The organism is Photobacterium nomapromontoriensis, assembly GCF_050336815.1.
GTDB lineage: Bacteria > Pseudomonadota > Gammaproteobacteria > Enterobacterales > Vibrionaceae > Photobacterium > Photobacterium nomapromontoriensis.
Genome location: NZ_JAKJSL010000022.1, coordinates 56,206 through 76,477 on the forward strand (window position 1 = coordinate 56,206; position 20,272 = coordinate 76,477).

Below are 20,272 nucleotides of genomic sequence, written 5' to 3' on the forward strand. Positions count from 1 at the left end.
AAAGCGGGGAGAGACATCTCTCCCCAATTGGTAAGTTATTTAAGAATCTGTGCGGCGGCAGAATTTAGCGCATCATCAACACCCTGACGGCCATCAACAATATTTTGAATTGCGTTACCTTGTGCATACCAGAACGCTGCCATTTGTGGAACGTTTGGCATAATTTCACCGTTCATTGCGTTATCCATGGTGGCCGCAATACGGGTATCTTTATCTAGCACCGTCTGGAATGATTTCAGCGCGACGGCACCAAGCGGTTTATCCCCATCTACTTTTGCTAAGCCTTCATTGGTCAGTAGATAGTTCTCAATAAACTCAACGGCTAAATCCTTGTTAGGCGAAACGGCACTGATACCGGCAGTCAGAACACCAACGAAAGGTTTAGACGCATTACCATTCAATTTAGGTAGTAGCGTTACACCGTAGTTAATACCCGACTTGTCAATGTTGCTCCATGACCATGGACCATTGATTGTCATAGCAACATTGCCTTTATTAAATTCTGCTTCGGAAATGCTGTAATCCATATCCGGTGAGATCACCTTCTGATCCACCAGCGATTTAATGAAGCTCATACCATGCTTGGCGCCGGCATTATTAATACCCACATTTTTCACATCGTAGCCATTAGCGGTATATTTAAAGGCGTAACCACCATCGGCAGTAATTACTGGCCACGTAAAGAATGGTTCACGTAAGTTCCACATGATGGCTTTCTTACCCTCTTTTTGAAGTTGCTTATCCAGCGCAGCAATGTCTTCCCAGTTCTTGGGTGGACTAGGAACCAAATCTTTGTTGTAAATGAGAGAAAGCGCCTCAACGGCAATAGGATAACCCACCAGTTTGCCATCATATGTCACCGCATCCCATGTAAAGTCGATGATCTTATCTTTCATCTCTTTACTTGGGTGAATCTCGGTAAGCAAACCTGCTTTTGCATAGCCACCAAAACGATCGTGAGCCCACATAACAATATCAGGTCCATCCCCCGCAGCCGCTACCTGAGGGAAACGCTCTGCCAGGTTATCAGGAAACGCAACAGTGACTTTGACACCGGTGTCAGCTTCAAATTGCTTTCCAACTTCAGCTAATCCGTTATAGCCTTTATCGCCATTAATCCAAATGGTTAGCTGGCCTTCTTCAATGGCGGCATGAGCTGACATTGAACCTAAAGCAATAAGGGTACAAAGTGCGGTGGTGGTGAGGACTTTCTTCATTGTTAACATCCTTCATGATTGTTATAGGGTGTACACCAGATCTGTATCTGCAACACAACTTTCAAGGTGTATCATCCGTCAGTATCAGCGTCATAGCATCCTCCTAAGTACTACGCCCCCACCTCCTATAAGTTGAAAGCGTGATCTCCGTCGATTCACGTAGTGATGCAGATCTAATATCGACCCATGATTGTGATACAGCGCACATGGTACTTGTATTAAATTTCCCTATCAGCCCCTATACCTACAAAGTGTGATCCAAGTACTCCTCCCCCCCTCATCCACCTTCATCTTTTTTTACTGGGATGATGTTGTTGCTGTTGTTCTAGGCAAAAATACAAACATACCCAACGGGGTAGTTGAAGATGCTAATACTGCACTGCCACAAGCAGCTTTTTCAGTAACCACTTTTAAAGACGACAGTACTGCTTTATTTCTTGGGGAAGTAAATAAAGTAAATTGAGTCAGGGTAGCACTTCATTCCATCACTTGAATGAATGTTGCTACCCATTTTTTTATGCATTTCAGCTATACAAATTCTTTACCCGTCAAGAAATCCATGAATACTATGGGGTCTTGCAGGTAACAACAAACTTAGAGGAATAGACTCAATGACGAGTGTCACTTTACGAAATGTATGTAAAGCATATGGAGATAACCTGATTTCCAAGAACGTTGATCTCGATATTGCTGATGGCGAGTTCGTTGTTTTTGTCGGTCCATCAGGCTGTGGTAAGTCTACCCTTCTTCGTTGTATCGCGGGCCTTGAAGATATCACTTCCGGTGATCTCTATATGGGCGATCAGCGTATGAATGATGTCCCGCCTTCAGAACGTGGCGTAGGCATGGTATTCCAATCTTATGCACTCTACCCTCACCTGAACCTATTCGATAACATGTCGTTTGGTATGAAGCTCGCTAAAGCAGATAAAGCCGAGATCAAACGCCGTGTTGACCATGCTGCTGAAATTCTTCAGTTGGGACATCTGCTAGATAGAAAACCCAAAGCGTTATCTGGCGGTCAACGCCAACGTGTCGCCATTGGTCGAACATTAGTTTCACAACCTAAAGTCTTCTTGCTAGATGAGCCGCTGTCTAACCTTGATGCCGCATTGCGTGTGCAAATGCGTATAGAGATAGCTAAGCTGCACAAACAACTCGGCTCAACCATGATCTATGTTACCCACGATCAAGTTGAAGCAATGACCATGGCACAAAAAATCGTGGTACTTGATGGTGGCTATGTTTCACAAGTCGGTAAACCGCTGGAGCTGTACCACTACCCTAAAAACCGCTTTGTCGCAGGCTTTATTGGCTCACCAAAAATGAACTTCATGAGTGTGTTCATTGAACAAGTGGAAGATGAGCGTGTTATGGTTCAAATGGCTGGCGGAACCAGTTTCTGGATCCCTGTCGACGGTACAACAGTCACCAAAGGTGATCGTATGTCTCTGGGAGTTAGGCCTGAGCATCTTGTTCCTTGTGAACAAGGAGATGCCTGTGTCGAAGGGACAATTCAAGTGGTCGAAAAGCTGGGTTATGAAACACAAGCTTATATCAACCTTGACCACGTTGATGCTGATTTCATCTACCGCCGTCCTGACACAATAGACATTGAAGCTGGCGATAAATTCAAAGTTGGTATTCCGGCACACCGTTGTCACCTGTTCCACAGTGATGGTAAGGCTTGCCGCCGCCTGTACCAAGAACCTGGTGTATAAGTACACACCATCATTATCAAGGCGCTGTATTTACAGCGCCTTTTTCCATTTAGGAGCCGTATAATTGAGACACTTTGACCCTCAAATTAAAAACTATGATCCCAACCGCATGGTCATCATTAATAACTTTTCTATTCCCCAGCTAAATCGTTACCGCACCGTACGAATCTATCTGCCCGTCGACTATAAAGACAGTCACCACACCTACCCCGTTATCTACATGCATGATGGCCAAAATGTCTTTGAACCATCCTTGTGTATTGCAGGAATGAGCTGGCAGGCAGGTGAACAACTTGATGATCTGCAACACAACTCAGCGTTTACAGGTGCTATCATTGTCGCTATCGACTGTAGCCCTGAGCGAGGTTATATCGGCCGCCGTGATGAATATTCACCTTGGCCCTACGCACCTATCATGGCCCTCTCAAGCTGGCCTGATGCTCAGATACCGCAAGGTGGTGAGGGCCATCAATACTGTCAATTTTTAGTCGACACCCTCAAACCTTATATTGATGCCCATTACCGGACTAAGCCACAGCGTGAGCATACCATCATTACCGGTAGCTCAATGGGGGGGCTGATCAGCTTATACGCGGCTATACGCTACCCATCTGTATTCTCAAAGGCTGGTGTTTTTTCTCCTGCGTTCTGGTTCGCCAGACAGCCAATGATAAACTTCATTGCGGCGGCTGATATCAACCTTCCTCTTGAAATTTATATGGATATAGGAACAAATGAAACGAGCGATCCTGACAATCCCGAATTCCCTGCCCTCTATCATGATTTCGCCGTTGAGCTGGCCGAGCAACTTCAGCACTGTTCACCACTATTACAGTGTGAATTGTTAATCGATCATGGCGGTATCCACAGTGAAAGTGCTTGGGCTATGCGTTTTCCAAACATGCTAAAACAATTTTTTATGAGTTCAGTGTTGGCATAACCATCGTGGTTTATGCTGGAATACTGCCTGATCCCTTTCTACACTCAGAAATGGGCAGCAACTGTACGGAAGAGGAATAACGCATAATTCTCCATCCGTGATTTCTGAGCCATGATTTCTTGAAATGGAGGATCATTACATGAGCAGCCATGACAGAATTGAGGATATAGAACAACGTATCGACCTTGCCTATAACGAAGGTAACTATCAGGAAGCAAAAGCACTCGAAGCTAAATTGAAACACCTGAGAGGAGAACACAACGAATACGATGACAATGAGCCCTATTCATTGGAAGGACGTACTTTTATGGATGATGATTGACATTGTCACTGGCTCCGAATCCTATCACTTTGAACCAACAACCAATCACAAATAAAAAGCGCTGTAGTTGATTAACTGACAGCGCTTTTTCATTTAAACACAAGGCGTTAGGCTTTAGTCAACGGCAGACTCCAGCCCCGCCTGTTCAACCTGCTGCTGCAATACATGCTGACCATTAAGCACCGGGAATGACCGACTGATATCAGGCTGAGCAAATACTAGTTCTCCAATAACTGACTCAAAGCTAGGCTGAACACACTCTAATGCCATCTCTACCCCATTAACCTTGCCTTTCGCACTAACTGGTTCAAACACAATGAAAGCGGGTAACTGCGACGCCGTGATCGTCATCTTATGTTTCGATTTATCGGCTGCCGTAAGCACCAGTTCAATATTTATATCGTCAGGCTGCTGATAGGCGAGTTGGTATGTTTGTGCACTACCTTGTTGCTGATAGCTCACGATTAGCAAATTGGATTGGCCAAAGCGCAGTTGTGCATCAAAAAATTGCCACTGCGATGGCAAACAAGGTGACAACGTCACTTTATTGTCCAATAGCTCAGGTTTGAAGCCTAAGTAATCCTGATAACCATTTCGGGTAAACTCAGAAACGGACCATGCCTGTGCATATGTCCCCGTCGTGGTTCGCTCGCCATTATCATTCAGGAAGGCATCGAGGTTTTCACTCATGGTGCCACGATGACCGATATTCAATATTTGATCAGCCAGGTTCTGCGTTAATTGATAAGCAAAATCCGCATAGCCATACTCAATCAGGCTTGATACCGTGAAGCCTGCATTCCAGCCCCAAATCGTACCATTATGATAGGCGGCATCCTTGTGATATTCATCTCTATTCGCGTGATAAGGATGGAATATCGGATCCTGCTGCGACAGCGATGTGACCCCCCAAGGGAATAACAGTTCACTGACCGCATTTTTCACCACTTTCGCTCCAACCTGCTTATCCAGCAGCGCATTTTCAAACGGTACAGTTAAGGTCATTAACTGATTAGTACGTACCTGTAAATCACGGCGATTATCAGCGTATAAACGGTCTGCCAATAATTGCTGATCACCATCCCAGAACATCAGCTGGAAGCTCTCACGAGCACGATTCGCCATTAGCTGATAACGCTCTGCACTCAACATATCACCGTTAAGTTTGGCTAATTCAACCGCAACCACCAAGCTGGTATACCACAGCGCCTGAATATCGTTAGCCCGATCGCCTCTGGCTGACCAAGGTAGACGTCCTTCTAGCTTGGCATCCATCCAGGTATCCGGATCTCGGTGGGTCATTAAGCCATAAGCATCCAGATAGTACCTATCAATACCGTCAATATAGGTTTGTACCACCGGGTAAATCGCCTTAGCATATGCTTTATCACCGCTATACCTTAAATAATCCCAGACTTCACGTACCATCCAAGGGGTACCATCGGTTGTGTTATAAATCATATTGGTCATGCTAGTTACCCGATTAGGGATCCGACCATAGTTCACATCGGTTTTATCTTGTAACTGCATCTGGGCGAAATTATCAATAATGCTTTTTGCATCGTCGAAATCCCCATTCACCAGAGTGATCCCCGGCACCGCAATAAATGAGTCCCGCCCCCAACAATCCTTAAACCACGGCAAACCAGCCCAGATCCCTTTACCATATTCGCTGGATACAAACACTTTTCCCGACGCTTTTGCCCACATAAGTGCACGGTTATACTCAAGATCTGAGGTCCAAAGGTAGGAGTGTGTCAGCATGTTATACACCTGCTGCAAATGACACGTCACCCCATCAGTGTCCAGCATGGCATTGGCATAGGCGATTGCTTCGGCCTTTGTCTCAGCAAACGCCATATACAAAGTCATACTGGTTTCTGGCTGCTGTGAGCTCAAAAGCGGCTTCACATGGTGTCCGCTGAAGAATACACTCTCTTGCAAAGCGGGCGTAGCAGCAAACGTTGTTTCTTCAAACAAGAAAGGTTTATCTGCGCACAAAGCAATGAAAGACGGTGTACCTTGTTGGCGCAATGAAGGTGCTATCGCATAGACCACACCATTAGCAAAAGGCGTGATCTCCGATGCACTGATCGCAAGATTAAGCTGTGGCGCGATTGACAGCATTGCAGGTTGTGACGACTCAACCTTTATCGCAGCACAGCGACGACCGGAGTGCAAGCCAGAAAACAACATCAATGTATCTCGGCTACGAGTGCCATTACTAGCCTGATCATAATGATGGGTGACACCGTAAGGGTATAAGTCCGCATGACTGGCAAGCGTCCGGTCATTCAACGTTCCATCCGTAAACGATGCATAAGTGCCTAAATACCATCCCTGCTTATGACGATACTTGCCAGCGGCAACAAAAGCATGAGTATTGCCTTCATAATAACCATCAACGTTATCACCAAACACAAACGGCACACTGTGCTGAGCGCTAATCGCTAGCTGCTCAAACAGTTGCTCAGGTTCAAGCACCTTATTGCCATTCCCAACTAATCGGTCATAGCCCGCTTGCACGTTGAATAACTGCGTACAGCGGCTTGGGAACTCCTCCACTTCACTATTATTGCCGCCATGAGTAATCATCATTGCCAATGACGCATCACTGACTGTCAGTGTTATGGTATAGAGCCCTGTTTCTGAAGCATGGAATACCAAGTCATTGCCAATTCCCTTTGCGGGAATTAATACCTGTGAGAGATCCAATCGACAATCAACGGCTTTAAATTTATCTGCAGCAAAACATAATCCTTCACTACCCTGTTGATCAGAAATCTTAAAACTATGCGCATCCGCTGACAGGCAAAGAACAGCCTGATATACACCACCGCCAATATAGGTCATCGGTGTATCATCACCCCAGCCGTTAAACGTACCTTTCACATACAGCGACTCATTAAACGGTGCCGAATCCATACTGCTCATGATGTTCCTTACCTGAACGATTTATTATTTTGAGAAAAAAGCGCAACCCCTGATAAAAGAGTTGCGCATAATTTAAGTAAGATATTAATTACTGCATTATCGGATTTGTGCCGCAGCCGTATCCAACGCTTCTTTAACACTCTGACGACCTAATAAGGCATTTTCAATCGCGGCACCTTCCGCGAACCAATAGGCTGTCATTTCAGGAATGTTTGGCATGATCTCCCCATTCTCAGCATTGGTCATCGTCGCAGCAATGCGGCTGTCTGTTGACAATACAGCTTGGTACGATTTCAAGGTTACCGCCCCTAATGGCTTATCATTATTAACTCTTGCTAAACCTTCATCTGTGATCAGGTAATTTTCAAGAAACTCAACCGCGAGATCCTGATTTGGACTGGCCGAATTAATACCCGCACTTAATACCCCAACAAAAGGATTCGACGTCCCACCCGCTAATGTTGGGAAGACAGCAACGCCGTAGTTAATATCTGACTTCTCAAGGTTACCCCATGACCAAGGGCCATTAATGGTCATCGCGACATTACCCTTATTGAACTCCGCTTCAGATACCGCGTAATCCATATCTGGGTTCACCACTCCTTTATTGGCCAAATCGACCAAAAAGCTTAAACCCGCCACACCAGCAGCATTATTCACACCGATTTGTTTACCATCGAAGCCTGTCGCGGTTTTCTTAAAGGCATACCCCCCGTTTGCGGAGATCATCGGCCAAGTAAAGTAGGCATTTTTCACATCCCACATAATGGCTTTTTTACCTTTTGCAGCCATCTCTTTCTCGATGGAATACAACTCTTCCCAAGTTTTGGGTGATACAGGCAGTAAGTCTTTGTTATAAATCAGTGATGGCGATTCCAGCGCAACAGGATAACCGACAAGTTTTCCATCGTAGGTCACTGCATCCCAGCTAAAATCCACCAATTTATTTTTAAACTCAGTCGATGGTTTTACCTCTGCTAACAACCCAGCTTTGGCATAACCACCGAATCGGTCATGAGCCCAGAAAATAATATCTGGACCACCACCTGTTGCAGCAACTTGCTGAAACTTAGCTTCAAGCGAATCAGGGTACTGAACATTCACCTTCACCCCAGTCTCTTCTTCAAACTGGCGACCCACTTCAGCCAGACCTTCATAGCCTTTGTCACCGTTAATCCAAATGAGAATTTCACCTTCTTGCATAGCCGAAGCCGCCATTGGGAAAGCCAGTGAAGCCGCCAGAGTGCAAAGAGCAAAAGATTTCGTTACGCGTCTCATCATTTCAGTCCATTGTTGTTCTAATTAATGTCTATTATTTTCCTCCTCCACCCTCAGATGAGCATCCTCCTTTCGCCTACGCCCTGCGATGTTTCATTGCCACTCTGTGAAACTACGCACATTTTGTAGGGCTATCATCCACGAATCACGTCAACCGATTACCAACATTCATCGCAAACTAAAACCACTTACAATCAAGCAATATCACTCATCCACACAATAAACAATCTCATTTGACATACAAATCAAATTTTGTAATATTCCCGCTTCACAGATAATAAGCAGACATAAATGACGCAAAAACTTCAACGGCTAATTGAAGAATTAGAGATATATCTATTTTTCAAAATCTGCCTATTTACGTTCTTGATAGTTACAATTAGCTATCAAGCCTATAACATCATGCTTATTAATCCACTCGAAAAAGAAATAATTGCCAATTACAATCAGTTATATTCAACCAGTCGAAGATTTTCATCATTCTATAATAATGCCAATAGCGTTCGACGAGATAAAGGGACGTATATCAATAATAATGTCAGTATCATGGTTCGTAAGCATAGCGATGTAAAATTACTTTCAACAGGGATTGATTTACTGCATTCTGAATTAAATACCATCGCAAAAAATAACATATGGACCATCGCTGTTTTTGAGCACCCAGCTAATTATTCACATTTTTTGCCATTACGACCGTCTTATGCAGAAGCATTCAATAACTATTATCATGATTCTGTAATGCAACGGATTATGATCGATGAAAAACTCAAAGATACTTATCAATATTTTTACGGCTGTAATATAAAACTGTCTGATGCATATCATGAAGATATGACCAATGAATTCATTAGAACGATTTATTACCCTATATATATAAAAAAACGTTTATTTTCTCTATTGGCTATTGATATAAAAGAATCACAAATATCAGACTTGATTAGTAAATTTAACACTGACAATTTTACAATTATTAATAACTACAATAGTAATAATATCAAGAGCTCATCTTTTTTATTACCTTGCTCAGATAAAGACCCTATCGTCATTGGGATTAGTTATATTGATATCATGCAAAAGACATTAGTACCCTCATTAATGATAGCGATTATGTTTAACTTATTCTCACGCCTGATGAAACGACATGGTAAATCAATGAAAACAGATAAAATGACAAATTTTTATCGCCGTGATTACTATGAGCAACGACTAAACAAAATGACAACATTTTCAATGCTTATCATCGATATCGATCATTTTAAAAATATTAACGATACCTATGGCCATAAAAAAGGTGATGAAGTTATTAGCCAATTAACTCGTAGAGTCCAGAGTAAAATACGTAATACGGATATAGCCGTTCGCTGGGGTGGTGAGGAATTCATTATCTGCTTTAATAATATTTCATGCAGTGCGCTTTACGATAAAGCAGAACAAATTCGTGAATCAATTGCGAATGAACCAATTGCTGGCTTAGATGTTACAATTTCAATTGGCGGTATATCCAATACTAATACAACCTTTAAAAATGCTTATGTTTGTGCCGATGCCGCTTTGTACCAATCAAAATTTCATGGCAGGAACCGAGTTACTATCGCATGATTAGCTATTATCTTTCAATTCGTCAGACTAACTTACTTGATAAGTTATTCTATATGTTTTTTTCATTTATTCTAATCATATTCAGTTTTTATATATCCTATTATCTAAATGGGCAAGCAACTTACCAGAAGAATGAGATCGTACAAATCATATCCGTCACAGCTGGGATGATGTCTGCAGTAACCTACCTATACGGTAGAAGCGGTATCGTCGGTCTCTGCTTGGGTTTACTGTTTTACTATGGTGTCCTTGATTTTTGCCATAGTGGCGTTGGTATTTTTTATTCGGTATTAGTCACAACACTACTGATGTTTTCTCTGTCTCTTATCGATACATTAAAAGACAAATTTCATATAGATAAGATAGCATTTTGCTACTATGTGTTTTTCATCCCGGGTATAAGCTCTTTTATTCTTGCAATATTAGCCCCTAATGATTTCAATATCACTCAGGCGTTAAATTTATGCTTAACCGATGCAATAGGTGTACTGCTAACGGCGCCAATAACCGTGCTATTTCTGCATGGGATTAATACACATAAAGATATTAAATCCGCACTGCGGACATTAAGTGATATATCTAAATCGAATTTATTATATAATATAATAATTATAACCTGCATTCTTGTCGTTCTATTTTATGCTAAAGAAGTGAAATATTCATATGTGACATATATGATTCTTCTTCCATTCGTTATGCTGGCTGCATTAAACTTTTCAGAATTAACGCAAATCATACTAATAATTATTGGCTATAACCTTTTATTCAATAATGGATTATCCTCTGAACTGACTGATTTAAACACAAAACTCAGCTTGTTTTTCATGTTCTCTTTGATTATTTATATTATGTTAGACTACAAAATGTCACAGAGAAAAGAATCAGCACGTTATACAAAGCACTTATATTTTGATAACCAAAGTCATTTTGGGACATATCAAAAGCTCAATCATGACACCAGTACAAGAAATGATTTCCTTGTAGCGGCTATTGACCTATCCTCTGTTTTTATGTTCCCAATAAATAAAAGGGATAATATACTTCAACATATTGCAACTTACATTAAAAATAATACTGATTTTTATCAGCATAGTTATATTCTATACGATATATCCGCATTGATAATCATCATTGAAAATAATATGCGTGCAATTTCAAGGTTAGAAAAATTACCACAAGGCATCAATAGAGAATTATTGGCAAAGAATACTAATTTTAACGTAGATAGAGTATTTTACTGTGGATGTAAGAAAGGACGTAATATTACACAGGCCGTCAATATACTGCATGTAAATTTGCGTATTGTCGATAAATTCGCCTCAGATACACTCATCAATTGTGATAATGCCAAGTTTGATAATTACCTAGCTTTTCTTGAACAATTAGATGATGACAATATCCAACTACTAAGACAAAACTACCAAGCCATCAATAATACTAATTTGCAATGCTTTGAATTATTATCCGAATTTTCTATCAATGGTGACAAATTAAATACAAATTTAGTGTTTCAATATGCGCAAAAACTGGGACGTATTGAGATGCTAGAAAAACACATTGTACTAAAAGCGCTCACATATATTCACACACTACCAACCAAAAGTTTTCATTACGCAGCGATTAATTTATCACCAGATTTCATCAGTTCAACCTTTGCTATCAATGAACTATTCACCATTGCCGAAAACTTAACACTGCCACTCAATAAAATCTGTATCGAAATTGTTGAGACAGGGGTCATTGAGAATCCTCTAGTGCTACATAAAAATTTAGAGCGACTACGAGAGAGAGGTATTCACATCGCACTTGATGATTTTGGTTCAGGCCACGCGAGCTATGATCAACTACTTAAAATGCCTATTGACTGTGTCAAAATCAGTGGCTCATTAATTAGTGACTGTCATATCGACCCTATTAAGGCCAATATTATTAACCACTTACGCGAAATTACAGCTCAATTAAATATCGACATTGTGGCAGAGTCTATAGAGAAACCTGAAGAACAACAGTTACTAATGGATCTCGGTATTAATTACCTTCAAGGTGTTCTTATCCATCAGCCTACACCACTAACAGCTGTCGGTTAGACTCATATCGCTACAGACGATCCCCTGTAGCGACTTCACTGTGTGCGATCTATACCCACTAGGTACCAATAAAAATCAGTATCAGAAAATTAATTTATGACTAGAATTAACTCAACTGATATTGATTTGTGATATCCATCACAAAATATTGTATTCAGTTCTCAGTCTGAACAGGAGAAAAGAAATGAAGTTAAAAGCATTGTTTATCGCTGCCAGCTTATTCTTTGCTAATGTCGCAATAGCGTCTGGACACTGCACCTGGTACATACAAGACCGCGGATGGTGTACGCCTTACTTTATCGCCAGTGAATCTCACTCAAGTACTCAATCCTCTGATTAATTGTATGCATATAGCCGCTGAGTAATAGCGGCTATATTCTCTCATCTGCGTGATACTCCAGTTAATCCAACTGAAAAATCCATGACGCTAAAGGAGGCACATCAAGTTGTATCTCTCCTTGTCCATCGATGACATTCAGCTTGACTCTTTGTTGCCCGTATAACTGCTCAGTGAGCCAATACTCGCCATCCATCAACTGCCATGCGTCAATCAAGGATACTGGTAGTTTGATCTGAACACCGCCCTGTTCAATCTCTGCAAAATTAACCAAAATCAGTAATTTCTGATGATGGTCAAAACGACTAAAACAGAATTGCTGACCATTATAACCACGGCTATTTTCTTGGTTATAACAGTGGATTTCTTGGTAATGTCCAAGCATGGCTGTGCTGTTAAGTGAAAAATTCAACAGTCGCTGATAGAAGTCACGCAGTTCATGTTCCGCATCCGTTAACTGCCCACCATCAAACGCACCGTTATTCATCCAACGTTGGTGACTTGGTACGCCAAAATAATCAAAAATTGTCGTTCGAGAATGGCGACCAAAACCGGCATCCTGCTCGCCTGCCTCTCCAACTTCCTGACCAAAATACACCATGGTCGGCGAGGTACTGAGCGTTGTCGAAACCAACATGGCAGGCATCCCCTTTTTCGCATCACCCGCAAATTCCGGACTCGCGATACGCTGCTCGTCATGGTTGTCTAAAAAGTGCAGCATATGGTGTTCAATATCCATCAGCGGCGCTTGCACCTGTGCAATCGCATCGGTCGAACCTTTACCCTGCATCACCAATTTAATGGCATCATACAGATCCACCTTGTCATACAGGTAATCCATTTTACCCAGCTGAATATAATTACGATACAGCGCTGGCTGGTAGACTTCTGCCATCAAGAACGTTTCGGGGTTCACCTGCTTAATCGCGGAATTCATATAACTCCAAAACTCTACAGGCACCATTTCAGCCATATCATAACGGAATCCATCAACCCCCATCGACAGCCAGTACAATGCGATATCACGAAATTTCACCCACGAATTCGGCACACTTTTTTGCTGCCAAAATGCATAGTGTTCACCATGACCCTTCTGTGCATAACCCTCCGGTAATTCATCAAAATCTTTCGTGCCATCAGGACGAATACCGTAGTTCACTTTGACGGTCTCATACCAATCATCAAATGTCGGTTGCGCTAAACGTGATCCATTCCCCGTCCATTTCGCCGGAGATTCTACATACGGTGTTTGCAACAATGGATGCGCCTCTCCACCCAGCGGCTCAAAACCCGCTTCGTATGCAGGCAGTCGAAAAGGCTGATCCGGAATATAATAAAAATTATTCTCACGATGATACTCTACGTGAGTATCATCGTTGCAGCCAAAATCCTCGATTCCATCCGGGTTGGTCAGCCCCTGATACTGTCGCGCAACATGATTAGGCACAATATCGATGATCACTTTCAAGCCACACTGATGACTACGCGCGATCAGGGCTTTGAACTCATCCAGTCTATTGGCCGGATCGACGGCTAAATCTGGGTTGACGTTATAGTAATCTTTCACGGCATATGGTGATCCTGCCCGGCCTTTCACAACAGCCGGATGATCTTGACTGATCCCCCAGGCAGAATAATCGGCTACCAAAGCATGATGCGGCACACCGGTATACCAGATATGTGTCACTCCCAGCTTTTTTATTTCTGTTAATGCACGTTCAGTAAAATCATTGAACTTACCGACCCCATTATCCCCTCGGGTCCCCCACGGGAGACTGGTTGAGTGAGTATTACCAAATAACCGGGTAAAAACCTGATAAACAACATACTTACTAGGTTTCATGTTTTCCTTAACGTGATCGGAATCGTTGATCATAACCTGTTCTCTTAATAACAACGGGCAGACAACTGTCTACCCGTTAGCGATAATAACTTGATAAAAACTTAGTGTTGTATAAGTTCCAAAAACGTCGCCTCAGCACTTGGTGAGCCCGCGCGCTTCGCCTCTTCCATTAACTTAAGGGCTTTTTTCATATCTTTACTGGCGACAGCCGCTTTTATCTGGCTGTTATAGAATGCTTCGCTTTCCGGCAACATCGAATAAGAAGCGGTAGATGCGGCTTTGGTTGTTTCCACAGTAGTAAGGGCAACCTCTTTCGCCACACTCGGCACTGCCTCTTTGACGTTAGCTGCTGCTTGCTCTTGGCTAGTCACCTCGCCTGCTCGGTATGATCGCAGCGCCAGCGGTTTTAAATCCAACTCAAGTAAACCGTATTTTTGATGCTCAATAGTCGGATCAGTCACCATTGGTCGAGCCAGGCCCAGTTCTTCGGCACGTACCCGCTCAGGATGAGGGATCTGAATCTCTCCCTGACGATATTCAAATGGTGAATACACCACCATATACGGCGTTGTCGCTTGATCCATGGTAAAGCGGTCCTGATAGCTGGATAAGCGGAACATATCTGATAACTTGACGTCAAAGTCCATCAGCTCAATGGTTTTTACTACTTGAAACTCGGGACTGAGTAACAGTACTTTCGGGGCTAGCACACCGCTGCTGCGCATCCAGCTTTTGAGTTCTACCTGCATCCGCTCAACATTCTTCGGCAGAACGAAGCCGGCGAAATAACTGCGACCATCTTCAAATTCCCCGACCTGTGAATACTCATCGATGGCGAAATCAATATTCTCGCCTTGCATCGGGATCCAAGCAAACTCACTGTACATTTCACAGCAAGCTTGCTGAGTAATCACGATATCTTTACTTGGAAGATCAACAACTTGGGAAGTAGCGCAACCAGCCAGAGTAGCAACAAGCAATGCAGCTAACGTCGTTTTAATACTGTTCATTTTTTCTCCCATACCTTTACTGATTTTAGGCATTTGTAGGTATATTTTTATTATTTCTGGAGCTCTCACTATCCCAAAAACCATAGAGATATACCTCAAAAAGGCAGCCCGAGGGCTGCCTTCATAATCACATCATTTAGAACCAGATTTCAGCATGAACACCGAATACTGTTTCGTTGTCACCATCTTTAATACCTAACTGTTTAGCACTGGCTTCATCATCTGCCATTATGTGGCTAACATAAGGTTTAATCTGTGGGCGACCGAAGTAGTCAGCATTCACTGTAAATACAGCAGCAACTTCACCATTCCAGATTTGACTATCAACGGCATCGCCAGTACGGCCCCAGTAACCATCCTTACCGTCTTCATAAGCAAATGAGCCAGTGAATTCCCAACGGAAATTATCATTTACTTTGTAAGTTGGACGAACCGCAATGATACCGCGCTTAAGATCTTCAGCACCAAAGAGTGTATCTAAAGCTTGGAACCATGTAATTTCAGATCCCATCTGCCAGTTAGTACCAAGATTCGCCACACCGTAGGTTGTGAAGAAAATGGATTCACCAGAATCCTCTAGTGTGCTCCAGCCACCGAAGTTCACACCGCGGTTAGATGCAAGACCTTTACCGTATGCAAGACCGGTCTGAGACCAGCCACTGAAACCGTAGTAATCACGGTTATAAGTGACAGACATACCCACGCCGTCTTCAGCCGGATCGGAACCGACTTTAGGATCTTGATTTGCACGATGCATAACTTTCAGATCAAAATCTAAGCTACCACCTAATGCCTGAACACCATAGTAGTAGAAATCAAGAGAGCTAACCGTTGTACGATCACCATCTGCTGGACGCTCATCAGCCGGTAAGCCCGCTTCTGGGTCTGCAGACATCAGTGCGATACCGCCACGATGTCCATTATCGAATTTTGTTTCAAAGCCAGCACCCGTGCCTGAAGACTGCTTCCAGAACTCACCAGATAAACCACTTGCAGCGCGATTTAGGAAACGTCGACCCGCCCAAACTTCTGAATTTTCTGGCAAGTAAGGAAGGTTACCTAAAAGAACGTAAGCTTCTTTAATTTCAAGCTGTGCAACGTCATTTTTCTTTTCGGCGCCAGAAGAAGTGTAATAGAAGGAGTCACCATTGCCGTATTCGGTACGAGTTACGAAATCACTGTATACACCATTTGCGAACTCAGTATGTTTCTTCAGAACAAACTCAACCTGAGAACTACTTTTTCCGTATGTACCGACTGTTTTATAATCTGGCTTACCGAATTCAGTATCAAATGATTGGCCATCATTCATACGGTAGTTCATCGAACCATAACCATGTACTTCCCAACCATCGGTTAGAATATCTGTGGCTGATTCAGCAGCTACGTTGTATGAGGTTAGCGCAGTAAGTAATGCCGCTGCTACGGGTACTAACTTATGTTTCATAGGAATATCCCTTTATTATATTTATATCTCGACTGCTCTCTAGCAATCTTTTCAGGACTCATATTCAACGTTGATGTAAATACACGCATCATCCCAGCACAGGGATGAGATGGGAGGATGACGGGGGCGTAGGAAAAAGGGATGAGAGAGTTTTCGTGATACGCCTCACGAAGGTTAGGCGTAATTCTGAAATAAAATTACAAAACTAACGTTCGAAATTAGAGGCTAATCACCAAATTATCATCTAATTGGATTATTCAGATAGAGAATAACATCAAACTTTTTTTAAAAATAATCATTGCTTGACTGAAACAATTTTCCCTATTTAATAGCAGGTAATAATGTGTCAATTTTTCTAAGAGATTTATAAAATGTTCGCTAAATTAGCTCAGCCATTTCCACTTGGGGCTACATTATGTGATCAGGGTTGTAATTTTGCCATTCACAGCTCAGAAAGCAAAAACATTAATTTGGTTTTATTTGACGAGAACAACAACAAGCATCTCATTGATCTTGATAATCAATATTTAGACATTCACTACACGTTTGTTCCCGGGATCAAAAATGGCCAAGTTTATGGTTATCAAATCAAAGATAAAAATGAATTCCGCTTAATTTTAGATCCCTATTCACAAGCACTGGATTCTATCCCAGATTATGTCGAGCCCTTTACCGCTGAAAAAAGCTGGCAGTTTGCAAAGTCAGTTGTCATTGACCATAATTTTGACTGGCAAGATACTGTCTTACCCCAAATCCCCCGTGAAGAAACAGTCTTGTTTGAAACCCACGTCAAAGGCTTCACCAAACAACATCCAAAACTAGACGAATCATTACAAGGTACCTACCTTGGTCTGTGCCACCCAACAATGATTGCGTTCTTCAAACAGCATGGTATGACCTCATTACAGCTCCTTCCTGTGACGTCTTGCATGTCTGAACCACACTTGCTCAAAATGGATAAAGTTAACTATTGGGGATATAACAGCTTATGCTTCATGGCTCCTGAACCCCGCTACGCTATCTTTGATGCAGTTACTGAAATGAAAACCATGGTGCGAGAACTGCATAAGAACGGTATCGAAGTGATCATGGATATTGTTTTAAACCATACCGCAGAAGGCGGTGATGGAGGACCAACATTTCATTTTAAAGCCCTAGACAAAAGCTATTACCTCCAAGACACTAATAAAAACTACTGCAACCACACTGGCTGTGGTAACACCGTTGATTTGAGATACCAACCCAGCCTCAACATTGTACTTGATACTCTCAGACACTGGGTCAACCATTATCAAATTGATGGCTTTCGGTTTGATCTTGCCACGACGCTTGGTCGTTATGGTGACAGTTTCAACACTCAGAGTGCTTTCTTTAAAGCTATTGCTCAAGATCCTATTCTTCGACAGGTCAAACTGATCGCGGAACCGTGGGATATTGGACCCGATGGGTACCAACTTGGTTATTTCCCTCGAGGTTGGAATGAATGTAATGATAAGTTTCGTGATACCGTAAAAAGCTACTGGCTTTGTCACGAAAACAATACCAAAGAATTTGCTACACGTTTAATGGGATCACGGGATTTATTCAGTGCTGGTAAATGGCCCGATAAATTACCGGTTAATTTCATTACTTATCACGACGGTTTTACTCTGCAAGATCTGGTGTCATATAACAACAAGCATAACCAAGCCAATGGTGAAAAAAATCGAGATGGACATGGTGATAACCGATCGAACAATCAAGGAATAGAAGGTGAAACCGACAACTACGCCGTGCTATGCCGCCGAGAACGCCAAAAACGTAATTTAATGGCAACACTGTTATTTAGTTTTGGCATCCCTCATGTATTGGCAGTTGATATGTTATCGCATAGCCAAGGTGGTAATAATAACGCCTATTGTCAGGACAATGAGATTAGCTGGGCAAACTGGCAAACCACCAACGACAGCGATGAATTTCGAGCCTGGTTCGCCACGATGATCATGAAACGAAAAAATATCATGGTACCGTTTATCCGTGAATTCAGCGGGTCGAAAAGGGGCCATCACCGCGTAAATTGGAAACGGTCTAATGGTCAATTGATGAACGGGGATGATTGGCAGAGCATTGAAGCTTTCGCCTTATTCCTTGGCTTGTATAAAGACGGCCATGAACTGATGTACCTCATCAACAACTCTACCATTCCAACCCGATACCGATTACCGGAAGGCAGCAAATGGCACATTGTCTGTGATACCTCAGAAGGCAACCACACCACTCGTCAGGTCCAAACGACTTATATGCAAAGTGCCTTATCATTAACGATTTTGTATCGGGCGTAACTCAAACACCGTACCTATTTGCCGGGCTAATCTTCGCTCGGCAAATTACACCATGATTAGCTTTCAACCACCAGCAAGGTGCATTCTTGCCCTCTCGATAATCTCAGGAAAGATCCCTAAAGTAGCCAGATACTCACCAACACAATCCACCTCCGGCTCAAAACAATTGACTCCCAAGCTTGTTACCAATGCATGACGCAATAATTTAAATGACCGATACTCACCGATCCCTAACTGGTTGGTAATCAAGTAGCTCTGCTCAATATCAACGACCTCAGCTCCCATCAGTAACTGTAAAAACGCTGATACAACGCCAGTGCGGTCAGAGCCTAATCGGCAATGCACCAGATACGGACCTGGTTGACTGGCAACAATATTGATCACTTCCCGTATACCAGACTGAAAACCTAGCTCATTAGGCAGAAAGGACTCATCACGGTCAGACATAAAATAAACTGTTTCATAGGCCATCGGCACGCAATGAACACGCCGCTCTTGCCAACATTGCTTATAAGCAGAGTCTGGTGCCGTTTCCATTGCCTGAACAAGCTCACTCGTAGTTTCCGACAGATTAATGACCGTCTGAATACCAGCCTGTTCAAACAGGGCTCTCACCGCCTTCTGACGTACAATTTCAATCGACTTCAACTGCGGGTGATTCTGCCGTGATGCCAGCACTGGGTGGTAACTTCGATAAAGTCTATCTGGTGCTAATGCCCCACCCGTGACAGCCCGAAAATTGGCAAGCTGTTTAACCGAGTCAAATTCCGTTTCACACTGCTTAATCGTTAGCGACTGATTGGATAAGTCAGCGATAGTGAGTAATTCTGATGTGGAAGGCGATGTGGGAAACAGAAGTAAATTATGGCCTTGATTACACTGATTATTAAAGTAATAACCCGCTGAAAGGTCCGATGGTATGGGTAACGGTAATTGCGCAGCGTCATCCCAAAAGTAAAACTCAATATACCCTGAGTTACCGATTTTATTGAGCGGCTCAAACGGAACCGTCAGTATCAGCTGACCACCACACGACTGCATTTTAAAACGCTGCTGCACTTGCCACTGACTAAACGTACCTACCAGATAAATATCCCGCTCTTTCAGTGGGAGATAAACCGTAATATTGCCATCATGCTGCCGAATATGGTGCATCATTTAAATACCTATAAATCGTCACAAACGAGGGCGTCCGCATTGGTGATCATCAATGAAA

At 42.7% G+C, this 20,272-nt stretch carries 14 protein-coding genes; 7 read left to right on the plus strand and 7 right to left on the minus strand.

Going from position 1 to position 20,272, the window contains the following annotated elements:
* Positions 1–35 precede the first annotated feature (35 nt).
* On the minus strand, positions 36–1,217 hold the full coding sequence (malE, locus tag L4D12_RS08270; protein WP_428447351.1) for a maltose/maltodextrin ABC transporter substrate-binding protein MalE: 1,182 nt from the start codon (positions 1,215–1,217) through the stop codon (positions 36–38).
* 611 nt (positions 1,218–1,828) lie between these two features.
* On the opposite strand from malE (L4D12_RS08270), the gene malK reads away from it, so the two are divergent.
* The 3 genes from malK (at position 1,829) to L4D12_RS08285 (ending at position 4,200) form a co-directional block, all read left to right on the plus strand.
* A complete protein-coding gene (gene malK, locus L4D12_RS08275) occupies positions 1,829–2,938 on the plus strand; it encodes a maltose/maltodextrin ABC transporter ATP-binding protein MalK (protein ID WP_428447352.1) in 1,110 nt (369 codons plus the stop codon).
* Positions 2,939–3,002: 64 nt separating this feature from the next.
* Positions 3,003–3,878: an alpha/beta hydrolase gene (locus L4D12_RS08280; protein WP_428447353.1), complete on the plus strand. Its 876-nt coding sequence runs from the start codon at positions 3,003–3,005 to the stop codon at positions 3,876–3,878.
* Positions 3,879–4,017: 139 nt separating this feature from the next.
* Complete coding sequence (locus L4D12_RS08285; protein ID WP_428447354.1) at positions 4,018–4,200, plus strand: hypothetical protein; 183 nt, start codon at positions 4,018–4,020, stop codon at positions 4,198–4,200.
* A 114-nt stretch (positions 4,201–4,314) separates the two neighbouring features.
* Here L4D12_RS08285 and L4D12_RS08290 read toward each other — a convergent pair whose 3' ends face one another.
* On the minus strand, positions 4,315–7,134 hold the full coding sequence (locus tag L4D12_RS08290) for an amylo-alpha-1,6-glucosidase (RefSeq protein ID WP_428447355.1): 2,820 nt from the start codon (positions 7,132–7,134) through the stop codon (positions 4,315–4,317).
* 96 nt (positions 7,135–7,230) lie between these two features.
* A complete protein-coding gene (gene malE, locus L4D12_RS08295) occupies positions 7,231–8,412 on the minus strand; it encodes a maltose/maltodextrin ABC transporter substrate-binding protein MalE (protein WP_428447448.1) in 1,182 nt (393 codons plus the stop codon).
* Between the two features lie 291 nt (positions 8,413–8,703).
* Here malE (L4D12_RS08295) and L4D12_RS08300 point away from each other — a divergent pair, with 291 nt between their 5' ends.
* The 3 genes from L4D12_RS08300 to L4D12_RS08310 all read left to right on the plus strand — a co-directional run bounded on the left by L4D12_RS08300 (position 8,704) and on the right by L4D12_RS08310 (position 12,438).
* On the plus strand, positions 8,704–10,011 hold the full coding sequence (locus tag L4D12_RS08300; protein WP_428447356.1) for a GGDEF domain-containing protein: 1,308 nt from the start codon (positions 8,704–8,706) through the stop codon (positions 10,009–10,011).
* Positions 10,012–10,178: 167 nt separating this feature from the next.
* On the plus strand, positions 10,179–12,098 hold the full coding sequence (locus tag L4D12_RS08305) for an EAL domain-containing protein (protein WP_428447357.1): 1,920 nt from the start codon (positions 10,179–10,181) through the stop codon (positions 12,096–12,098).
* Positions 12,099–12,282: 184 nt separating this feature from the next.
* A complete protein-coding gene (locus L4D12_RS08310) occupies positions 12,283–12,438 on the plus strand; it encodes a hypothetical protein (protein ID WP_428447358.1) in 156 nt (51 codons plus the stop codon).
* 61 nt (positions 12,439–12,499) lie between these two features.
* Here the strand turns inward: L4D12_RS08310 and L4D12_RS08315 are convergent, their stop codons facing one another.
* The 3 genes from L4D12_RS08315 to L4D12_RS08325 form a co-directional block, all read right to left on the minus strand.
* Positions 12,500–14,278 (minus strand): alpha-amylase family protein, encoded by a 1,779-nt coding sequence (locus tag L4D12_RS08315; RefSeq protein ID WP_428447359.1) that lies wholly within the window; start codon positions 14,276–14,278, stop codon positions 12,500–12,502.
* A 101-nt stretch (positions 14,279–14,379) separates the two neighbouring features.
* The gene (locus L4D12_RS08320; protein WP_428447360.1) at positions 14,380–15,288 is read right to left on the minus strand and encodes a MalM family protein; all 909 of its coding nucleotides are present in this window, start codon (positions 15,286–15,288) and stop codon (positions 14,380–14,382) included.
* A gap of 136 nt (positions 15,289–15,424) precedes the next feature.
* Entirely contained in the window at positions 15,425–16,735 is a 1,311-nt protein-coding gene (locus tag L4D12_RS08325) for a carbohydrate porin (RefSeq protein WP_428447361.1), read from the minus strand.
* Positions 16,736–17,106: 371 nt separating this feature from the next.
* On the opposite strand from L4D12_RS08325, the gene glgX reads away from it, so the two are divergent.
* On the plus strand, positions 17,107–19,056 hold the full coding sequence (gene glgX, locus L4D12_RS08330; protein WP_428447362.1) for a glycogen debranching protein GlgX: 1,950 nt from the start codon (positions 17,107–17,109) through the stop codon (positions 19,054–19,056).
* Between the two features lie 63 nt (positions 19,057–19,119).
* Here the strand turns inward: glgX and L4D12_RS08335 are convergent, their stop codons facing one another.
* Positions 19,120–20,214 (minus strand): tyrosine-protein phosphatase, encoded by a 1,095-nt coding sequence (locus tag L4D12_RS08335; protein ID WP_428447363.1) that lies wholly within the window; start codon positions 20,212–20,214, stop codon positions 19,120–19,122.
* Between the last annotated feature and the right edge of the window lie 58 nt (positions 20,215–20,272).

Excerpts from the sequence above, each read along its gene's own strand:
- L4D12_RS08300 (WP_428447356.1), top strand. The coding sequence starts at position 8,704 with ATGACGCAAAAACTTCAACGGCTAATTGAAGAATTAGAGATATATCTA.
- L4D12_RS08315 (WP_428447359.1), bottom strand. The coding sequence starts at position 14,278 with ATGAAACCTAGTAAGTATGTTGTTTATCAGGTTTTTACCCGGTTATTT.
- malE (WP_428447448.1), bottom strand. The coding sequence starts at position 8,412 with ATGAGACGCGTAACGAAATCTTTTGCTCTTTGCACTCTGGCGGCTTCA.
- L4D12_RS08320 (WP_428447360.1), bottom strand. The coding sequence starts at position 15,288 with ATGAACAGTATTAAAACGACGTTAGCTGCATTGCTTGTTGCTACTCTG.
- L4D12_RS08335 (WP_428447363.1), bottom strand. The coding sequence starts at position 20,214 with ATGATGCACCATATTCGGCAGCATGATGGCAATATTACGGTTTATCTC.
- L4D12_RS08285 (WP_428447354.1), top strand. The coding sequence starts at position 4,018 with ATGAGCAGCCATGACAGAATTGAGGATATAGAACAACGTATCGACCTT.
- glgX (WP_428447362.1), top strand. The coding sequence starts at position 17,107 with ATGTTCGCTAAATTAGCTCAGCCATTTCCACTTGGGGCTACATTATGT.
- L4D12_RS08310 (WP_428447358.1), top strand. The coding sequence starts at position 12,283 with ATGAAGTTAAAAGCATTGTTTATCGCTGCCAGCTTATTCTTTGCTAAT.
- malK (WP_428447352.1), top strand. The coding sequence starts at position 1,829 with ATGACGAGTGTCACTTTACGAAATGTATGTAAAGCATATGGAGATAAC.
- L4D12_RS08290 (WP_428447355.1), bottom strand. The coding sequence starts at position 7,134 with ATGAGCAGTATGGATTCGGCACCGTTTAATGAGTCGCTGTATGTGAAA.
- L4D12_RS08305 (WP_428447357.1), top strand. The coding sequence starts at position 10,179 with ATGATGTCTGCAGTAACCTACCTATACGGTAGAAGCGGTATCGTCGGT.
- malE (WP_428447351.1), bottom strand. The coding sequence starts at position 1,217 with ATGAAGAAAGTCCTCACCACCACCGCACTTTGTACCCTTATTGCTTTA.
- L4D12_RS08325 (WP_428447361.1), bottom strand. The coding sequence starts at position 16,735 with ATGAAACATAAGTTAGTACCCGTAGCAGCGGCATTACTTACTGCGCTA.